The sequence below is a fragment of the Pontimicrobium sp. SW4 genome (assembly GCF_039954625.1).
Classification (GTDB): Bacteria; Bacteroidota; Bacteroidia; order Flavobacteriales; family Flavobacteriaceae; genus Pontimicrobium.
Genome location: NZ_CP157199.1, coordinates 2502583 through 2521862, shown reverse-complemented (window position 1 = coordinate 2521862; position 19280 = coordinate 2502583). Strand labels below are relative to the sequence as shown.

General features: G+C 33.5%; 10 protein-coding genes and 1 tRNA gene. 8 read left to right on the top strand and 3 right to left on the bottom strand.

The features are described 5' to 3' along the window. Window positions 1–95 precede the first annotated feature (95 nt). From gldK to ABGB03_RS11690, 5 genes are all read left to right on the top strand, one after another. Complete coding sequence (gene gldK, locus ABGB03_RS11710; RefSeq protein WP_347922752.1) at window positions 96–1457, top strand: gliding motility lipoprotein GldK; 1362 nt, start codon at window positions 96–98, stop codon at window positions 1455–1457. 39 nt (window positions 1458–1496) lie between these two features. Further along, the gene (gene gldL, locus ABGB03_RS11705) at window positions 1497–2141 is read left to right on the top strand and encodes a gliding motility protein GldL (RefSeq protein ID WP_347922751.1); all 645 of its coding nucleotides are present in this window, start codon (window positions 1497–1499) and stop codon (window positions 2139–2141) included. A 40-nt stretch (window positions 2142–2181) separates the two neighbouring features. Next, window positions 2182–3750 (top strand): gliding motility protein GldM, encoded by a 1569-nt coding sequence (gene gldM, locus ABGB03_RS11700; protein ID WP_347922750.1) that lies wholly within the window; start codon window positions 2182–2184, stop codon window positions 3748–3750. Window positions 3751–3791: 41 nt separating this feature from the next. Then, the gene (gene gldN, locus ABGB03_RS11695; RefSeq protein WP_347922749.1) at window positions 3792–4682 is read left to right on the top strand and encodes a gliding motility protein GldN; all 891 of its coding nucleotides are present in this window, start codon (window positions 3792–3794) and stop codon (window positions 4680–4682) included. 81 nt (window positions 4683–4763) lie between these two features. Beyond that, entirely contained in the window at window positions 4764–5810 is a 1047-nt protein-coding gene (locus tag ABGB03_RS11690) for an FAD-dependent oxidoreductase (RefSeq protein WP_347922748.1), read from the top strand. Here the strand turns inward: ABGB03_RS11690 and ABGB03_RS11685 are convergent. After that, window positions 5807–6196: a DUF983 domain-containing protein gene (locus ABGB03_RS11685; protein WP_347922747.1), complete on the bottom strand. Its 390-nt coding sequence runs from the start codon at window positions 6194–6196 to the stop codon at window positions 5807–5809. The two genes, ABGB03_RS11690 and ABGB03_RS11685, sit on opposite strands and share 4 nt — an antisense overlap. A gap of 81 nt (window positions 6197–6277) precedes the next feature. On the opposite strand from ABGB03_RS11685, the gene ABGB03_RS11680 reads away from it, so the two are divergent. The 3 genes from ABGB03_RS11680 to ABGB03_RS11670 all read left to right on the top strand — a co-directional run bounded on the left by ABGB03_RS11680 (window position 6278) and on the right by ABGB03_RS11670 (window position 9443). After that, a complete protein-coding gene (locus ABGB03_RS11680) occupies window positions 6278–8185 on the top strand; it encodes an ABC-F family ATP-binding cassette domain-containing protein (RefSeq protein ID WP_347922746.1) in 1908 nt (635 codons plus the stop codon). Window positions 8186–8291: 106 nt separating this feature from the next. Continuing rightward, the gene (locus tag ABGB03_RS11675) at window positions 8292–9194 is read left to right on the top strand and encodes a Two component regulator three Y domain protein (protein ID WP_347922745.1); all 903 of its coding nucleotides are present in this window, start codon (window positions 8292–8294) and stop codon (window positions 9192–9194) included. Window positions 9195–9370: 176 nt separating this feature from the next. Then, window positions 9371–9443 (top strand) — tRNA-Met (locus ABGB03_RS11670). 325 nt (window positions 9444–9768) lie between these two features. Here the strand turns inward: ABGB03_RS11670 and ABGB03_RS11665 are convergent. Together ABGB03_RS11665 and ABGB03_RS11660 are read right to left on the bottom strand one after the other, a co-directional pair. Next, window positions 9769–10746: a type IX secretion system membrane protein PorP/SprF gene (locus ABGB03_RS11665; protein ID WP_347922744.1), complete on the bottom strand. Its 978-nt coding sequence runs from the start codon at window positions 10744–10746 to the stop codon at window positions 9769–9771. Between the two features lie 38 nt (window positions 10747–10784). Then, complete coding sequence (locus ABGB03_RS11660; RefSeq protein ID WP_347922743.1) at window positions 10785–19022, bottom strand: T9SS type B sorting domain-containing protein; 8238 nt, start codon at window positions 19020–19022, stop codon at window positions 10785–10787. Window positions 19023–19280: the final 258 nt, after the last annotated feature.

Sequence of the window (19280 nt, the reverse complement as noted above, 5' to 3'; positions counted from 1 at the left end):
ATGCATTTTTTTTGCTTAAAAAGTTGTTTTTATGGAAATATATAAATATGTTTACACCCTTAAAATATTTAAGATCATTAATTAACCTCAAATTTATGTGTATTAAGAAGTTATTAACATTAACAGCAGTCTTAGCTATATTAACTAGTTGTGGAACCGGAGACAAAGGTGAACTAGTTGGAGTTAAGGGGAAAAAGTGGCATCCTGAAAAGCCTTATGGAATGAGTTTAATTCCAGGAGGAGCTTTTATTATGGGTAAATCGGATGACGATAGAGCAGGTGTTAAAGACGCACCTACAAAAACTGTTACAGTAAGAGCATTCTATATGGACGAAACAGAAATCACAAATAGTGAGTATCGTCAATTTGTAGAATGGGTTAGAGATTCTACTATTAGAACGAATCTTGCTGAAATGGCAGACCTTGAAGGTAAGGAGCCAGGAAATGGCGACATAGGCGAATTCGCTTATAAAGATGTAAAACCTGAGGAGGAGATGACACCTTATGAGAAGTATATGTTTGAAAACTATGAAGGTGAAATAAGAAAATTAAATACAGATATTGATTTAATATTCGATACTAGTGAATATCCAGACGAGTTATATGCTGAGGTAATGGATAATATGTATTTGCCTTTAGAAGAATCATATAATGGACAACGTACATGGGATGTAAAGCAATTTAAATTCCAATACACAACTATGGACATTCAAACAGCTGCAAAATATCGTGAGCTAAGTCGTAGTGATGTCATTGAGCAAGAAGAGGTAGAAGTATATCCGGATACAACTGTTTGGATTCGAGATTTTGCATACTCTTATAATGAGCCAATGCACAATGATTATTTCTGGCACGATGCTTACAGTGAGTATCCTGTAGTTGGAGTTACTTGGAAACAAGCACAAGCGTTTTGTCAATGGAGAACTTTAAAGAAAAACGCATATCAAAAAGAAAGAAATAAACAACACGTAAATAGATTCAGATTACCGTCTGAAGCAGAATGGGAGTATGCCGCAAGAGGCGGTCTTCAAGGAGCTACATTTCCTTGGGGTGGTCCTTATGCAATAAACGACAGAGGTTGTTTTATGGCAAACTTTAAACCATTACGTGGTGATTATGCAGCAGATCAAGCTTTATATACAGTAGAAGCTGATGCATTCGAACCTAACGATTACAATTTATATAATATGGCTGGTAACGTATCAGAGTGGGTAATGTCCTCTTACGATCCAGCATCATACGAATATTCTTCAACAGTAAACCCAAGTGTTAATGATACCGAAAACGAACGTAAAGTTGTTAGAGGTGGATCTTGGAAAGATGTTGCTTATTTCCTACAAGTAAGTTCAAGAGATTATGAGTACGCTGATTCAGCAAGAAGTTATATTGGCTTCCGTACAGTACAAGACTATATGGGAACCGAAGTAACCAAAAATGCCTCAAAAAAAAGAAGATAAATTAAAAACTTAAACCAAACTTAACTAAAAACAAATATTATGGCACAGTCAAAAGCAAGTAAAAGGTTCATGAATATGGCCTACGGATTAGGAGCATCAATCGTAATTGTTGGAGCACTTTTCAAAATTATTCATTATGAAATAGGACCATTAACTGGTAACGTAATGTTAACCATTGGTCTTGTAACTGAAGCAATTATTTTTGCAATTTCAGCATTCGAACCTGTTGATGATGATTTAGATTGGTCTTTAGTATACCCAGAATTAGAAGGTGGTATGGCAAAAGACAAGAAAAAAGATAACCCAAAAGACGCTGAAGGTTTATTATCTAAAAAATTAGATGATTTATTAAAAGATGCTAAAATCGATGGAGAGCTTATGGCTAGCTTAGGTGATAGTATTAAAAACTTCGAAGGCGCTGCAAAAAATATGGGACCAACTGTTGATGGTATTTCTGCAACTAAAAAGTATAGCGAAGAAATGTCGCTTGCAGCTGCACAAATGGAATCATTAAACAGTCTATACAAAGTACAATTAGAGAGCGTAAACAAGCAAGCATCAATAAACGAAGAGTCTATTGAAAATGCAGCAAAGTTAAAAGAGCAAATGCAATCTTTAGCATCTAACCTGTCATCATTAAATGGTGTATACGGTGGTATGTTAACTGCAATGAACAAAAACTAATTAGATTAATTAACCCATTAATAACAAAAACTAATTAGTTATGGCAGGAGGACAATTATCTGCAAGGCAGAAAATGATAAACTTGATGTATTTAATCTTCATTGCGATGTTAGCATTGAATATGTCAAAAGAAGTGCTGTCGGCATTCGGTTTAATGAACGAGAGATTAACCGAATCTAACACAGCAGCAACAGAGCGTAACTCAGCGTTTATGGGCGAATTAGCAACTAAAGCTAGCGAACAACCTGAGAAGTATAAACCATTAAAAGATAAGGCTGATCAAATTTCAACTTTAGCTAATGATTTTAATTCACATCTTGAAACTCTTAAAGGGAACATGACAGCTACTGTTGATGATGCGTCTGATTATGAAATTATGGATAAAGGGGATTACCTAGATCAAAATTTCTTTAAAGGCGATAAAGTAAAAGAAGATGGACAGAAATTTTTAGATCAAATAGCAACATTTAGAGATGGAGTAGTGGAAGTTTTAGGAGATGATCCTAGATTTGCTGATATTTCTAGAGATGTTAAAACTAAATTTTCTACAGATCCAGTTATAAATAATGATGGAATTGAAATTGATTGGTTAGATTACCACTATAAAGGATTTCCATTGGTAGCGTCATTAACAAAAATGACTCAATTACAGTCTGATATTAAAACGACTCAGTCGGAAGTATTAGGAGCTATGTTTACAGGAACATTGTCTACTGAAGTATCTATGACTAATTATACAACCTTATTAGAGACATCAAAGTCTGCTTATTTTAATGGTGAACAATTTGATGGACAAATAGTATTAGGTCGTAAAGATGCCTCTACAAAACCAAATAGAGTAGAATTAGCATTAGATGGTCGTGCATTAAATGCAAATGAGTATTCTATTGAAGATGGTAAAGTAAAATTAAAGGTAAGTACAGGAAGACCTGGAGAACATAAAATTACTGGGAAGTTAATTTTCTTAGAAAATGGAGAAGAAACTGAGGTTGAAGTAAACCAATCGTTTGCTACAGTACCAAAACCAAATTCGGCAACAATTTCAGCTGATAAAATGAATGTAGTATATCGTGGTGTTAAAAACCCAATGACTATTTCGTTTGCTGGTATTTCTGATAATAAAGTTGTTCCAACAGGACAAGGATTATCTAAAGGGAATGGTGTTGGTAAATATGTAATGGATGTCACCAGAGTACAAGGTAGAGAAGTAACTATTAATGTTACTGGAACTTTACCTGATGGAAATAAAGTAACTGACAATGCTAAGTTTAGAATTAAAGATATTCCAAGACCAACAGGAACAATTAGAGGAGAAGATGGTGCTGTAAAAATGCAACGTCAAAACCTTGACATTTCTACTGTAGGTGCTAAATTGGATGATTTCGATTTTGAATTACCATTAAATATCACAGGCTTTAGTATCAAAGTTCCTGGGCAACCTACAATAGAGGTGAAAGGAAATAAATTGGATGCTAGAGCAAAACAAGCTTTGAAAAAGGCAAAACGTGGAGCTGGAATTCAAATATTTGATATTGAAGCTAAAATACAAGGAAACTCAAGCTATAAGCTTAAAAAAGTATCTCCTGTATTTGTAGAATTAACAAACTAGTAAAGGAAAGTATTAGTCCCAAACTAAAATAAATTAAGAAAATGAATTTTAAAAGTTTTGTATTAACCGTTGCATGTGTTTTAATTGCAAATAGTGTAGTTGCTCAAGCAAATATCCTAAATGCTAAAAGTCCAGAAGAAATTGGTGTAAAAACAGATGCGCAAATATTAATGGATAATGATAGACCATTAGAGTATGGCTATGTTGACGACAGAGACATATTATACGCAACAATGGTTTGGGAAAAAGTAGTGCTTGATGAGCGTGTTAATTTTCCGTTATACTATCCTATAGATACTAATAATATTGGTAAAGATAGACGTTCTTTATTCGACGTATTAATGCGTAGTATAAAAAATGGAGATATCGAGAATGTTTATGATGACTCTTATTTTACTGCAAAGCGTACTTTAAAGGATATTCAAGCATCTATGGTGAAAATTGATACTACTGAAAAAGGTATTGAACAATATAATGCAGGAGAGCCAATTTCTCCAGAATATATTAGTAAACGAGAAATTAGTGCTGCAGATGTGCAAGAATACCATGTAAAAGGAATGTATTATTTCGATAAGCGTTTAGGTGAACTAAAATACCGCTTATTAGGTATTGCACCTGTGATTCCTGATGTTAATTTCATTGACGAAGAAGATCCAGGTCGTTTCCCATTATTTTGGGTATTTTTCCCAGACGCTCGAGATGTGTTACATCATGCAAAAGCCTTTAATGGTAAAAATACTGCCATTCCATTGTCGTTTGATCATCTCTTAAACTCTAGACGTTTTAACGGCTATATTTTTAGAGAAATGAACGTGCAAGGGGATAGAGCTATTACCGAGTATATTTCAGATAATGCTTTGATGCAGTTATTAGAATCGGATAGAATAAAAGAAAAAATTCGAGATTTCGAACAAGATATGTGGACTTACTAAAGTAATGTTCCAATAATTTAAAACGCTCACAATTTTGTGAGCGTTTTTTTTATTCATTTATTTACAACTCAAATTAATTTAGTGAACAAAGTAGATTACATTGTAGTTGGTTCTGGTCTTGCAGGCATTATGTTTTGTGATGTATTAATGCAGCATAATAAAACATTTATGGTTGTTGATGATGGTTCCCAAAAATCATCAATAGTAGCTGGAGGACTTTATAATCCAGTTGTTTTAAAGCGATTTACACCAGTTTGGAAGTCTAAAGAGCAACTAGACTTAGCTATACCGAGATATAAGGCCTTAGAAAAAACCTTAAAGGTACGATTAGATTACAAAGTTCCTGTTTATAGACTATTTGCTTCCATTGAAGAACAGAATAATTGGTTTTTAGCAAGTGATAAAGTAGGACTCTCAGAATATATCCAACCTGAAATTCATCAAATAGAGAACAAGTCTATTAAAAGTGATTTTGGCTTTGGAAAGGTACTTCATACTGGACGAATTGATACTAAAGCATTAATTGATTCATTTAAAAAAGAGCTGAAAAGCAACAATCAATTTGTTGAAATATCTTTTGATTATGATGTGATTCAATTTAATCAAAACAATGTGATATATAAAGGTATTGAAGCTAAACATATAATTTTTGCTGAGGGTTTTGGACTTAAGCAAAACCCATTTTTTAGAGATTTACCATTAAAAGGAACTAAAGGAGAACTTCTAATTATTCATGCTCCAAAACTCAATATAGATTTTGTATTGAAGTCTGGAGCATTTTTAATCCCGTTAGGAGAGCACAAATACATTGTTGGAGCTACTTATGAGTGGAATGATAAATCAAACAACACCACAGAGGAAGCAAGAACTGAGCTTTTAAATAAACTTAAGATATTTATTGACTGTGATTTTGAAGTTGCAAATCAGGTAGCAGGAATACGACCTACAGTTATAGATAGAAGACCTTTGGTTGGACAACACAAAGTACATAAGCAATTATATATACTAAATGGTTTAGGGACAAGAGGCGTTATGATTGCACCTTATGTTGCGAAAAAATTGTACAATTTTATTGAAAATGGCGTTGAAATCGATTCTGAAATTAATATTACCAGATTTAATAACTAGCTCTTTTTCTTAGAAAACTGTTTGTCGTAATGCATAAACAGGTTAATCCAAATATTTCTAGAAAGCCTTAAAATAATAGGTAAAAAGCCAACCATTGTACCAATAATTGCAATAAAAGAAGTTAGCAAGCTTGCACCAAAAAACACATAAGATATTATGAAAGCTGCTACAGCAAAAGCAATTCCAACACCGTAACTAACATACATTGATCCATAAAAAAAAGAAGGCTCTATCTTGTATTTTGTATTGCAGTTAGAGCAACGTTCATTCATTTTTAAGGTTTCAGAAAGCATATATGCATTCTTATTCACATACATATTTTCAACATGACACTTAGGACAAACGCCAGTAATAATGCTGTATAATTTATTTCCTTTTCTTAGCATGGTTAATTATGTTACTTTTGCACCAAATTTGACCACAAAATTAAACTTTATTGAGTTTATAACTGTAACTATTGTAACAAAATGCTAAATATTCATAAGCTTTCAATCTCATTTCAAGGTGAGTATTTATTTGAAGATATTTCCTTTAGACTAAAAGGTGGTGACCGAGTAGGTTTAATTGGTAAGAATGGTGCTGGGAAATCTACACTACTTAAGATTCTTGCTAACGAAATGGAGTATGATACAGGTCAAGTTGCTACCGAAAAAGAGCTAAAAATTGGTTTTTTAAAACAAGATATTGATTTTGTATATGGGCGGACTATTTTGGAAGAAGCCTATGAAGCATTTACTGAAATAAAAGAAATCGAGGCAAGTATTGAGTCTATTAATATACAATTAGCCGAACGAACCGATTATGAAAGCGATGGTTATCATCAACTAATGGTCGATTTAAATGATAAACAACATCAATACGAAATCTTAGGAGGTTATAATTATCAAGGAGAAACAGAAAAAGTTTTACAAGGTTTAGGATTTAAGCGAGACGATTTTACTAAGCTTACCGACACGTTTTCTGGTGGTTGGCGAATGCGTATTGAGTTAGCGAAATTATTATTACAAAACAACGATATATTATTATTAGATGAGCCTACAAACCACCTTGACATCGAGTCTATTATTTGGTTAGAGTCTTTTCTTAAAAATTACTCTGGAGCTGTGGTTATCGTATCTCACGATAAAATGTTTCTAGATAATGTTACCAATAGAACTATCGAGATTTCAATAGGTAGGATTTATGACTATCCAAAGGCGTATACAAAGTACTTAGTTTTACGAGAAGAATTGCGAGAACAACAATTAGCATCTCAAAAAAATCAGCAAAAACAAATAGAACAAACCGAGAAACTCATTGAGAAATTTCGTGCTAAGGCATCCAAAGCTTCTATGGCGCAATCTTTAATTAAAAAATTAGATAAAATAGATCGTATTGAAGTTGATGAAGATGATAACAGTGTAATGACGCTTAACTTTCCAGTTTCAATAACACCTGGGAAGGTGGTTGTAGAAATGGAAAAGATTGAAAAGCATTATGGAGACTTACAAGTGCTAAAGGATATTGATATGATGGTAGATCGTGATAGCAAAATTGCTTTTGTTGGACAGAACGGTCAAGGTAAATCTACACTGGCAAAAATTATTGTTGGCGATATTAAGTATGGAGGACATTTAAAGTTAGGACATAATGCTCAAATTGCATATTTCGCTCAAAATCAAGCAGAATATTTAGATGGTAATAAGACTGTTTTAGATACGATGATTGATGCTGCTAATGAAACAAATAGAAGTAAAGTTCGAGATATTTTAGGTGCTTTTTTGTTTAGAGGCGATGAAGTGGATAAATATGTAAAAGTCTTATCTGGAGGTGAAAGAAACCGTTTGGCATTGGCAAAATTATTATTGCAACCATTAAATGTTTTGGTAATGGATGAGCCAACAAACCATCTAGATATTAAATCTAAAAATGTACTTAAAGAAGCACTTGATAGGTTTCAAGGCACCTTGATTTTAGTATCGCATGATAGAGATTTTTTAAAAGGTTTAACAAATAAGGTGTATGAGTTTAAAGACCAAAAAATAAAAGAATATTTAGGAGATATTGATTTCTTTTTAGAACAACGTAATCTGGAAAACTTAAGAGAAGCCGAAAAACGTGATGTTATAAAAGAACAAAAAGATAAAACTCAAGTAAAACAGTCTTATGAAGATCAAAAAAAACTAAAATCGCTTAATAATAGACTTAGTAAAATTGAATCTCAAATTAATCAACTGGAAAAAGAAATTAAAGAAATAGATATCGAACTGCAGTCTAATTATGATGCTACAGTCGCTAATCCTAATTTCTTTGATAGCTATCAAAAAAAGAAAAAGAACCTTCAAGAGCTTATGAATAGCTGGGAAGAAATTCAGCTAGAAATAGAATCTTTTTAAAGTAGTCCTATTCGTACCTAATTACCGTTTATCGAATAAAGTTGGTAGTTTATCTGGTTAAGTATATATTCGTAGTAGATTATGCCCTCAATTAAAATCTACTACTATGAAAACCTTAAAACTAGCACTACTGTTATGTCTTGTATCTACATTAGCTTTCGGTAATGTTTCAACTAAAGAAAAAGAAGCTTTAATAGCAATTTGTAATGCCACCAATGGTGATAATTGGACAGTTACTTGGGATATAAATAGTCCAATAAACACATGGCATGGAGTTATTATTGAAAACGATAAAGTCGTAGCATTAGATTTAAGTTTTAATAATCTTGAAGGCTTATTACCAACTCAAATAGGAAATCTTGAGAACTTAAGATCATTAAATTTATTTAGAAATAAAATATCAGGAGTAATTCCAGAATCCATAGGAAATCTTAAACAATTAACGTCATTGAACATTGCTTTTAATGCACTTGAAGGAAGGTTGCCAAATACAATAGGAGATTTAACATCTTTAGAATCATTGGAGTTATTTATGAATAAATTAGAAGGATCAATTCCTACTACTATTGGTAAGTTATCTCAATTACAAAAAATTGAAATATTCAGTAATAATTTAACAGGTACAATTCCAAATGAAATAGGAGCTCTTACAAATCTTATGGAATTGTCTTTAAGTAGTAATCAATTATCTGGAGCAATTCCAAAAACAGTTAAAAATTTAGTTAACCTAGAAAAGTTAAGTTTATATGATAATATGTTATTTGGGCCAATTCCATCTAGTTTAGGAGATTTAACTAAGCTAGAAGAAATCATGCTTTCAGATAACTTATTATATGGACATATTCCAACTAATTTAGCAAGTTTAAGTAAGTTGAAAATTTTAATGATAAACAATAATGACCTTAAAGGAGATTTTGCAAGCTTAGGAAAACAACTTCCTAATGGTGTGCAATTTGAATTCGCAAATATAGGAGAAAGAAAAAATTCTGCGCTTGCAGGAACTGATTAAGTAATTTGTATTATAATTATTTTTTTGATGAAAAAGCCATTTCAATTTCGAAGTGGCTTTTTTTTAATATTATGCTTGTTAAAATAGAAAAGGGTTGTATATTTGCAGTCCGAAATGATTTAGTCGGCATTATGAACCGAAAGTTAAAAGCTAAGAAAATTATTTTGAGATTACATCGCGGGATAGAGCAGTAGGTAGCTCGTCGGGCTCATAACCCGAAGGTCACTGGTTCGAGTCCAGTTCCCGCTACTAAGAAAAATCCATTTGACAAAAGTTAAATGGATTTTTTGTTTTATATCATTTTGATAAATAATCATTAACGTTTTAACATCTAAAATAGTAGCAACCTTTAATCCAATGTCTACAGTTACATTATTATTATTATTATTATTATTGATAAATAGTAAGTCAACAAATAATAATATTGTAGTAGGAATGTTTTTCTTTATTGCCTTTTGGTCAGAGGAATCTTATTTTTATTTATTGAATAGTCAGAGGCTTTATTAATTCTTTTAAAAAGAAGAATTAATAAATATAATCTTAGTAGTATTCAATTAATAGGTTGTATGTTAGGTTAATAGCGAAAACGATTGTTAGTACAGGCACAATCACTAATTCCGCGTAAAAAATCTAATCCGATAGTAACGACATGTGTACCAGAATTATAAGGAGATAATCCATTGGTAGTAAATTGGTAAGCATACCCAAAATAAAATATAGATTGTTTAAACCCAACCATTGGACCTATGTTTAGAGGTTTAAAGAACTGATCATTAAGAAAACGATATGATATACCTCCCCAAAAGTAACTATCATCTTTCCCAAATTTTCTAACTTTCATATTTATATCAGTACTTGAGCGTTTGTCGCTTGAGAAATATTGGTAGTATACAGATGGTTCAAACTCAATGCCACCTTCTTTAGCTTGGCCATACGTATAACCTGCATAAAGTTGATAGTTTAATAATAAACTAGGTTCAAATGCTCTAACGCTTTCATCAATTTTTTTCTTTAAAATATTATTTAGGTTTAAACTAAAAAAGAATGCTCTGTATCTATACAACGCACCAACATCAAAGTTACTATTAGTAGTTTTTCTATCATCAGTAATAAAAGGATCGATTATTGGGTTTTCAGGAGTTGAGATAAAATTTTCAATGTCTATTCTAAAATTATTGATATTATAAGTAAGGCCTAACGATAAGTATTGTTCTGTTACTAAATCTAAAATGAGATGATGTGCAAAAGAGAATTTTGCTCCTTTTTGAATGGTATTTCCATTTCTATCATTATAAAATGACAATCCAACTCCAGAACGGTCTGCAATTCTAAAGTCTCCATAGAATGATTGATTGTCTGGAGCACCTTTAATTCCAACCCATTGTGTTAGGCCGTTTGCTCTAAGTTTTAAATTATCTCCAATACCAGCATAAGTTGGAGCAACAACAAAATTATTATCTGCCAAATATTGTGTAAAAACGGGTAAATTCAACTCTTGACCATAACTGTAACTTACAATTAGAGTTAAAAGATATATGATACGTTTTTTCATTTTTTTCATTTTAATGTTTAGATGCATAGCGCTAATTATTAGCGATATAAAGTAAAATGACCAACAAAATGGCGATTATCATTAGTATCGTTTAATTTCACTACATACCAGTAATCTCCAGTTGGGAGTTCATTACCATTATATTTACCATCCCATTTGTCACCCTGGTTAAGCGTGGCTATTACACGACCATATCTATCAAAAATATCGAACGTAAGATTTGGGTATTGAGCCGTACAACCTGGTCCCCAATCATCTTGAACACCATCGTCATTAGGCGTAAAATAATTTGGTATACAAACATCTACATAGGTCATCTCAATTATGGCAGTAGCTACACAACCATTAGCATCAGTTACAGTGACGGTGTAAGTACCAGTTTCATAAATAATAAATGTATCAGTACTTCCATAATCCTCTCCGTTTAATGTGTATTGATAAGGTTCTGAACCACCTGAAGTGATGGCCACAATTTGATTTATTTCACCCTCTTGTAATGTTAATACTAAAGGGTTAAAATCAGGAATATCAAAAAGTTCGGTTCTTTGTATACAACCGTTTGTATGTCTTACATCAATATAATGCCCTGTTCCTGCTGATACATTAACAAACACATTGCTAGCTTGATATAGACCACCATTTAATGAATAGTCTAAATCTGAAAGATTGGTGATACTATCATCAACAATCACAGTAACAATATTTGAAGGAGCATTATTCACACAACCAAATTCTACCTCAACTTGAGGGTCTATTAATACGGATTCAGGGGATGAAATATTCCATTCCGACTCACATCCAAGTGCATCACGCACATAAACAATGTGGTCGCCTCCAGATAATCCTGTAAAATCAAATTGTGTTTGAGTTGGACCACCTATTGTATAAGTGCCATTAATATCATCTAAACTAACGCTGTATGGTAAATTACCTCCAGAGATGTCAACACTAAATTCACCATCTAAATCGCCATCACAAATTTCGGGAAGTATAGAGCCTCCAACAATAGTAAGTGATACAGGAATTGGATCGTTTATTGTAAAATCAATAATCACAAAGCAGCCAAGTTCATCTTGCGCAATAGCTTGATAAACTCCTGGAGCAAGATCTTCAAATATTGGAGAGTCAAAGAACTGATTTAACTGTGGAGAAATGGCATATTTAATAATTCCAGTTCCACCAGAAGCAGTAATCTCAACCATTCCGTTATTGCTACCACTACAAGTGATATCAGTTACTGTATAATTTGCAACTAGAGGTGACGATGGTTCAGTAATGTTTATGATATCTGATGTTGCTAAACAATCACCACTTTCTACTTCTACTTGATAGGTTCCTGCTGGAAGATCAGTAAACACTCCTGGACTATTTTGTGTTGGAGCAGGTAAAATATCATTTCCTGATCCATCTTGTAAGGTGTATACGTAGCTACCTAATCCACCTTCGGCAGTCGCTACAATAACACCAGTATTATCTCCAACGCAATTAATAAAGATATCTGTTGCTTCCAAGTTAACATCCAATGTTGGAAGTGGATCAATTGTTATTTCGTTTGATACAGCAGAAATACATCCATTAGCATCTCTAACGTAATATTGATATGTTCCTGGTGTTACAGAAAATGTAGTTGATGATGCAAAAGACCCTAAAACAGTAGAAAAACTAACGTCATTACTATAAGTGTATGTTCCAGTCCCTCCTGAAGCACTTAAAGTAAGCGTCGCATCAATTGTACAAGTTGGAGTAGTAGCTGCTACTAAACTAGCTTCTACTTGAGTTGGCTCATTAATAGTAATATCTGCTGAAATAAACTCACAATTATAGCCATCAGTTACGACTACTTGATAGGTTCCAGCCCCTAGGTTACCGAACACATTCGATGACTGCGGACCAGACGTACTTACTGTAGGCAACAACATATTCAATGTATATGTATAGTTTGCACCTTGACCACCAGTTGTGGCATTTGCAGTTATTGTTGCATTATCATCTCCAAAACAAGACAATAGTGTTGTACTTGCAGTTACTGTTGAAGTTATTGGTGGTGGAATGTCTAGTGTTACAGTATCTGATGCTATACATCCTCCAGCGTCTCTAACATTTACTGTGTAAGTACCAGCTGATAAGTTTGTAAACGTTCCGTTTGCTGAGTAAGCAATTGTGGCTGCTCCAGTTAATTCATATTCGTAAGTGCCCCAACCACCACTTGCAATAGCAGTTATGGTACCACTATCATCATCACAGGTTACGTTTGACGTTTCCGTTGCAATCACAGTTAAAGCATCAGCTGGAGATGAAATGATGACATCAGTTGTGTTTGAACAAAACGGACTTGCAGTTTCAGTTATTACAACCGTATAAGTTCCTGCGATTAATCCCGTTACTATTTCTGGGTTAGTTGACGTATTCGCTGAAACAAGTCCAAAAACTGATGTACTTCCACTGTCAAACACTTCATAATTATATGCGCCAGTGTAACCGCTCACATTTAATTCAAAAGTACCTGTATTATCTCCAAAGCAAGTGACTGCTGTTGGTGTTGTAGTTAATGTAGGAAGCGTTGCCTCTGGAACTACAATTTCAACATCTTCAGTACATAATGTTGCTGTATCAGTCATAGTAACAGTATATGTTCCTGATGGTACACCAGAAAACACATTGCCAGCTAAGGTAATTGATGCAGGATTTGGACTTATAGAATAACTATAGGTTCCACTTCCACCAGAACCTGTAATGGTTATTTGCCCATCATCATTATTACAAGAAGGCATCGTGGTAATCTCTGGAATTAATTCTAATGAAGCTTCAATATCTACAGACACTAAATTCCCACAACCATTAGCATCTTGAACTTCTATTGTATGCGTTCCTGAGGCTAAATTAGATATTGTAAATGGTGCAGTAAGCGTTTGGAATGCACCACCATCAATACTATAACTGTAAGGCGCTATTCCAGCAGTTGTTAATGCAACATCTATTTCAAAATTCCCGTCGGTAACTGTACATTGATTGCTTACTGAAGCAGCAATGACTGGTTCAGGGTCATTCGGTAACACAATTACTGAAGTGCTTCTAATACAGCCATAAGCATCCATAACATGCGCATAATAGTTGTTTGCATCAACGTTAAATACATTAGCAGATGCCCAAGAAGGGTCTGTAGCTAACGGAGGCGTTGCAGACGTAGTTAATTGATATAAATATGGTGCAGTACCATTTGTTGCAATGGCACTAATAACTCCTGAATTTGGATTACAGTTTGCATTTTTATCAACCGTTGCTGTGATATTTAAATCAAAAGCAGATTCAGTGATATTAAAAGGAACAGTAACCACGCTACATCCAGCATTTGGCCCAGTAGTTTCTGTAATCAGTACAAAATAAGTTCCAAAAGGTAATGGTCCTAAATTGTTTACCGTTAAAGACCCTCCAGCTGCAACTGTACCAGAACCAGAGATACCAGTTGTAGTTGTTGCTAAGGAGTCAAATATTTCATAATTCACATCTGTTGACACACCATAAGTGCTATTTATTGTAAATGATACGTTCCCATCAGCACTACCAACACAGGTAATATTATTTGCTGTTAGGGCATCAGCTGTTAATGTTGAATTGGTTGGAATTGATGTTGTTGCTGTTTCAAAATAACTACAACCAGTAGAAGCATCATATACTATAAAAGTGTAGGTAACTCCAGGTAATAAACCTGTAAAAGTAGCCGATTGACTTCCAGGAGAATCTTCGGGAATCCATGTTCCTCCTGGTGGTGGAGGAGGAATAAATCCTCTATAAATATCAAAATAGAAAGGACCAGTACCAATTAAAGTTGTACCAATACTAATTACAGCTTCTCCACCCAAAGTACAATCAACCGTTGATGTTACAGAAATATCTAAATCATCTGGTGGTGATGCAACGAGTACATCTTGAATTAATATGGAACAGCCATTAGCATCAACAACATTGATTTGATATAGTCCAAAATCAACAACGTCAAACGTTGTAGATGTTGTACCAGAAACATTAAGCTCTGAGGCTGAATAACCATTAGTACCAGTTACAAAGTAATTATAAGGCGCAGTTCCTCCAGTAACACTATCAATTATTATTGACCCTTGTGACACGCCACTTGGGCTACAAGTAATATCAACAGTATGGTAGGTTACTAAAATTGGATCTGGTTCGGTTATGGTAATAGTTTCGGTATCTGTACAAGATTTTGAATCTGTTAATGTAATTGTATAATTGCCAGCAGGTAAACCACTTGTTTGAGTTCCGTAATCAGTGCTAGTAGTAGTAGTATAAACATTAATTGTAAATGGAGGTGTTCCAACATTTGGATTAATGGTTACTTGAATAGAACCGTTTAAATCGCCATTACATAGATTTGAAGTAGATGTTACTGAACTTATTTCAGGTAATGAAATAGCGTTTACTGTTTGCACTCCTGATTCTGTAATACAACCATTTGCATCAGTAATTTGAAATTGATATGTTCCATCAGTCGGAGCAATATAAGTAAATGGAGACCCTGTTGCACCTAACGAAGTATAAGCACCTCCGTTTATAGATACTGCATAAGTAAATGGTGCAGTTCCTCCAGTAATTGTTCCAGTGATGATAGCATCAGGGGAGGCTGTACAGTCTAAATCTTTTGTTAGAACCGTACTCACCGTCGTTGGAGGTAATGGCGCAATAGTGTATGATTCACTATATGTACAATCATTAGCATCTCTTACTTGAAATGTATAAGTTCCTGGAGCAAGTCCTGGGAAAATAGTTGATGTTTGGTAAGGAGTTGCTGAAACTGCTGGAGCAATAATTTGATATTCTAAAGGAGCAGTTCCTCCTGTAGTTCCTGTTATGGTGACATCAGAAGTAATTGATGGACAACTTAAAGGTGTATTGCTAAAAGTAAGATCAGTTGGTGGATTTAATACATCAATCGTTACTGGTACAGCAATAAATGTACAGTTGTTGTCATCTTGTATAGTTATAGTATAAGTTCCTGAAGTTAATCCTGTAAAAGTATTTCCTGATTGAAAAGTAAATCCATCAATACTATACATATATGGTGGAGTTCCACCAGTGACTCCTGAAACTGTAATAACTCCATTAGTTGTACACGTGTAAGGTGTTGTTAACGTTGCAGTGCCATCAATGGCAGTTACTGCAGAGATAGTTACAGTTTGCGGTGCAGTTGCACATACATCTGTTCCTAAAGTGTATTGAACAACTACATCATAATCTCCAGCAGCAAGTCCAGTAAAAATTGGTGAACTAAAAAATGTTGTGCCACCATCAATACTGTATTCTAAAGTATTTCCGTTGGGGTTTGTAACGTTAATACTAATTTCTCCAACATTGCCAGCATCTGAACATAAAATATCTGTTGTTGTAATATTGAAATCTGGAGGTAAAGACTGTTCAACAGTAATAGATGTTGTTGCAATACAGCTGTTAAAGTCATACACTGTGATATTATATACGCCTGAATCAGTTACTGTATAAACTGGTGTATCCTGAGATTCAGTTGTACTATTAATATAATAGGTATATGGAGGAGTTCCACCTTCTGGATATATTGTGATTTCACCATCAGTACATGTTAAAGGTACAGTTAGCGCAGCAGTAACGGTTAATAGAGGAGGCTCAATAATTTCTATATCTTCAGTATAAAAGCAACCATCATCTGTACTAACATTAACAGTGTAATTACCTGAATTCAAATTGGCAAAAGTATAATCACTCTCTGAAATTGGCCCAACACTATTTACTAAGGTTGTGCCTTCATAAATACTATAATAATATTGAGGTAACGCATCATTAACTGCTAGAATAATACTGCCTAAATCACCATAACAAAAAGGTTGAAGGACAGTCGAAGTTACGTTAAAGTTTCTAGCTCTAATGTATACTTCTGGGGTTTCAAAAATACAAGGGTTTGGAGATACACCTATTTGTCTGATATATACTGTATAAAAACCAGGTGTATTAATAATGAAAATATTTGATGTTTGATAAGGTCCATTAGGGTCTAAACTAAATTCATACCCTGAAGGCACACCTCCAACTGTAATTTGTCCTGGTGTTGTACATAAAATATCATTAGCGGTGACTGTTGGCTCTAATAAATTAGTATAAACATTAAAATAAAAAATACTAAAACAACCTCCAGGATAATTAATTACTAAGCGGAATTGTCCTGATGTATTTGCAGTATAATCCGGTCCAGTACCTACTTGATTCCATGTACAAGTAGCATCCTCATTTGCACAATCTTCAACTTCAACCGCTAAGCAACTTGTTTCATCTAATTTTTCCCATACAATAGAAACCGCATCACTTATTCCTGTATTAATAATTCGTTCATCATTTGCACCACACAAGAAAATATTCGGGAGTTCTTTTCCGTCATTAGGGCATATAACTATTTGATCTGCATATGGAATTACAGGATTAGTGATTGTATTTCCATAGGTAATTACATGAAAGACTTCTTCAATAGAAAGACATGTAGCAGATGTTGTATTTGTTACATAATAAGTGCCTGTTGTTGTAACAGAAATAGATTGTGTTGTTCCAATTACTGGAGTACCAGTTGGGCTTGTTGACCAAGAATATGAATCGTATCCGTTTGCAGCTGTTAAAACAACACTATTGCCACAAAGAATTTCAGTTTTTTCAAAATTACAATTAGAAATATCTACAATAAAATTAGTCGGTCCAGGGTCACTTAAACATTCTGTATTTGCATAACTACCTTCCTCTTCTATGATAGTTGAATTAATTACTCCTTGATAAGTTGCAAAAGCTTGATTAATTATTTCGTTAGAACATGCTTGGCTCAGATCATAACAATTTGGTACTATTTGAACTTGTAAACGAATTACAAAGCTAGGATCATTTACTTCAACTGACTCATCGGGAATACTAAAAACAATTGTTCTAGTAATAGGGTCGTATGATAAGAGTGTCGCTCCTCCTGCATTACTTAAATCAATATCTGTAGCAGGATTAAAAATGATATTTTCTGGTAAAATGTCAGTTATTGTAGATTGTGTTATATTATCATTACCGACACTTTGATATGTAATTTCATAAAATACTGTTTGGCCAAGTACAACATTATCTCCATCTATATTAACTCCATTTTCATCTAAAACTATCTTTGTTAGGTCTAAATCAGGCGCTATAATATCTACTGCAAAAGCAGCAAAAAAAGCGAAAATAGGATCTGCTTGTCCTCTCGCTACTTGAAGCCTAAAGTCTGCAGAAGTATCACCATTCTTTATAAATTCTGGTTCAGAATTTTTAATTTCTAAAAAGCCAGTATCATAACCCAAAGTGTTAACACTGAAAGGGTTTCTTGGATGTGATATTCCATTATAGTTTTCAATAACAGATCCGAAAAATTTATTGGCTGGTCTAAAAGGAGTTGTAACCTCTTTACCATTAATTTCTAATTTTGTTGCTCTTTTAGTTCTATCACCATCTAATGTGCCATAGGCAAATTGTAAGTCTATTGGGCCAGCAGGAGGTGTCGTAAAACCGGTTACTGGAACTGTTTCTTGATGACCATTATATATGTGGCTAAACCCATCATAAGTTGTAAAAGATTTTGTGTGAAGATTTGGATCTTCATAAATTACAACTAACGACCAACCTGCAGATAATCCAGTAGAATTATTAAAACCTAAGCTTGAAGTTATATTCGCTAATGTATAAGCCCCTTCAATATCTGTTAAGTCAGTAAGTAAATCTGTTACATCTGCATAGGAAGCATAAGGTGTATTTCCTGGTTCATTAGCTTCAGCAATTATAGGATTTATAGTAGCATCATATATTAACTCACCTGTGATATCATTATAAGTGTTACTTCCTGGTAATTTAAATTTAACATTATTAATATTAGATCTATCTCCACTTTGTAAAACAGCACCCCAATACAAACCAGCATAAGCTACACGATAACAAGTTGTTGAGCTTCCATCTTCTTGAGGCTGCAATACTAAATCTGCGCTACTAGAACTAAAAGTTGATGTATCACCATCAATATCAATATATTGCATGGAGATATCTTGGTTGTCTCGTGTAAGATCATTGAAATTTTGGTTATTTTGGCCAAGAATTGTATTACCAATCACAAGCATACTTCCTTTCACATTGAGATTCTCTCTTGGAGTAAATGGTTTAAAAGTTTGAGCAAAACTATTAAGACCAAATAGCAGTAATAAAACAATATAGGGAATCTTAATATAAGTAGGTTTTTTCATGTTTGTATAATTTTACACCTTTTTTTATTGGGGGCAAATAAAAAAATGATATGCTTAACTACTTTTATTTTGTTGCATCTTCTTTATTATTATATTTTTTTGAGCAAAAACCAATTTTTGCCACTAAAAAAACTTAAAGACAAAAAAATAATTCTGGTTTCCATATTTAAAAATATAAGGATTAACACTACAAATATATGTAATATATCGTAAAAAAAAAGCGTTTCATCGAATATTTAATAATAACCTGTAGAGCAC

Bases quoted from the DNA above. Each gene is read 5' to 3' on its own strand.
- gldK (WP_347922752.1), top strand. From the start codon at position 96: ATGTGTATTAAGAAGTTATTAACATTAACAGCAGTCTTAGCTATATTA.
- gldL (WP_347922751.1), top strand. From the start codon at position 1,497: ATGGCACAGTCAAAAGCAAGTAAAAGGTTCATGAATATGGCCTACGGA.
- gldM (WP_347922750.1), top strand. From the start codon at position 2,182: ATGGCAGGAGGACAATTATCTGCAAGGCAGAAAATGATAAACTTGATG.
- gldN (WP_347922749.1), top strand. From the start codon at position 3,792: ATGAATTTTAAAAGTTTTGTATTAACCGTTGCATGTGTTTTAATTGCA.
- ABGB03_RS11685 (WP_347922747.1), bottom strand. From the start codon at position 6,196: ATGCTAAGAAAAGGAAATAAATTATACAGCATTATTACTGGCGTTTGT.
- ABGB03_RS11680 (WP_347922746.1), top strand. From the start codon at position 6,278: ATGCTAAATATTCATAAGCTTTCAATCTCATTTCAAGGTGAGTATTTA.
- ABGB03_RS11675 (WP_347922745.1), top strand. From the start codon at position 8,292: ATGAAAACCTTAAAACTAGCACTACTGTTATGTCTTGTATCTACATTA.
- ABGB03_RS11665 (WP_347922744.1), bottom strand. From the start codon at position 10,746: ATGAAAAAACGTATCATATATCTTTTAACTCTAATTGTAAGTTACAGT.
- ABGB03_RS11660 (WP_347922743.1), bottom strand. From the start codon at position 19,022: ATGAAAAAACCTACTTATATTAAGATTCCCTATATTGTTTTATTACTG.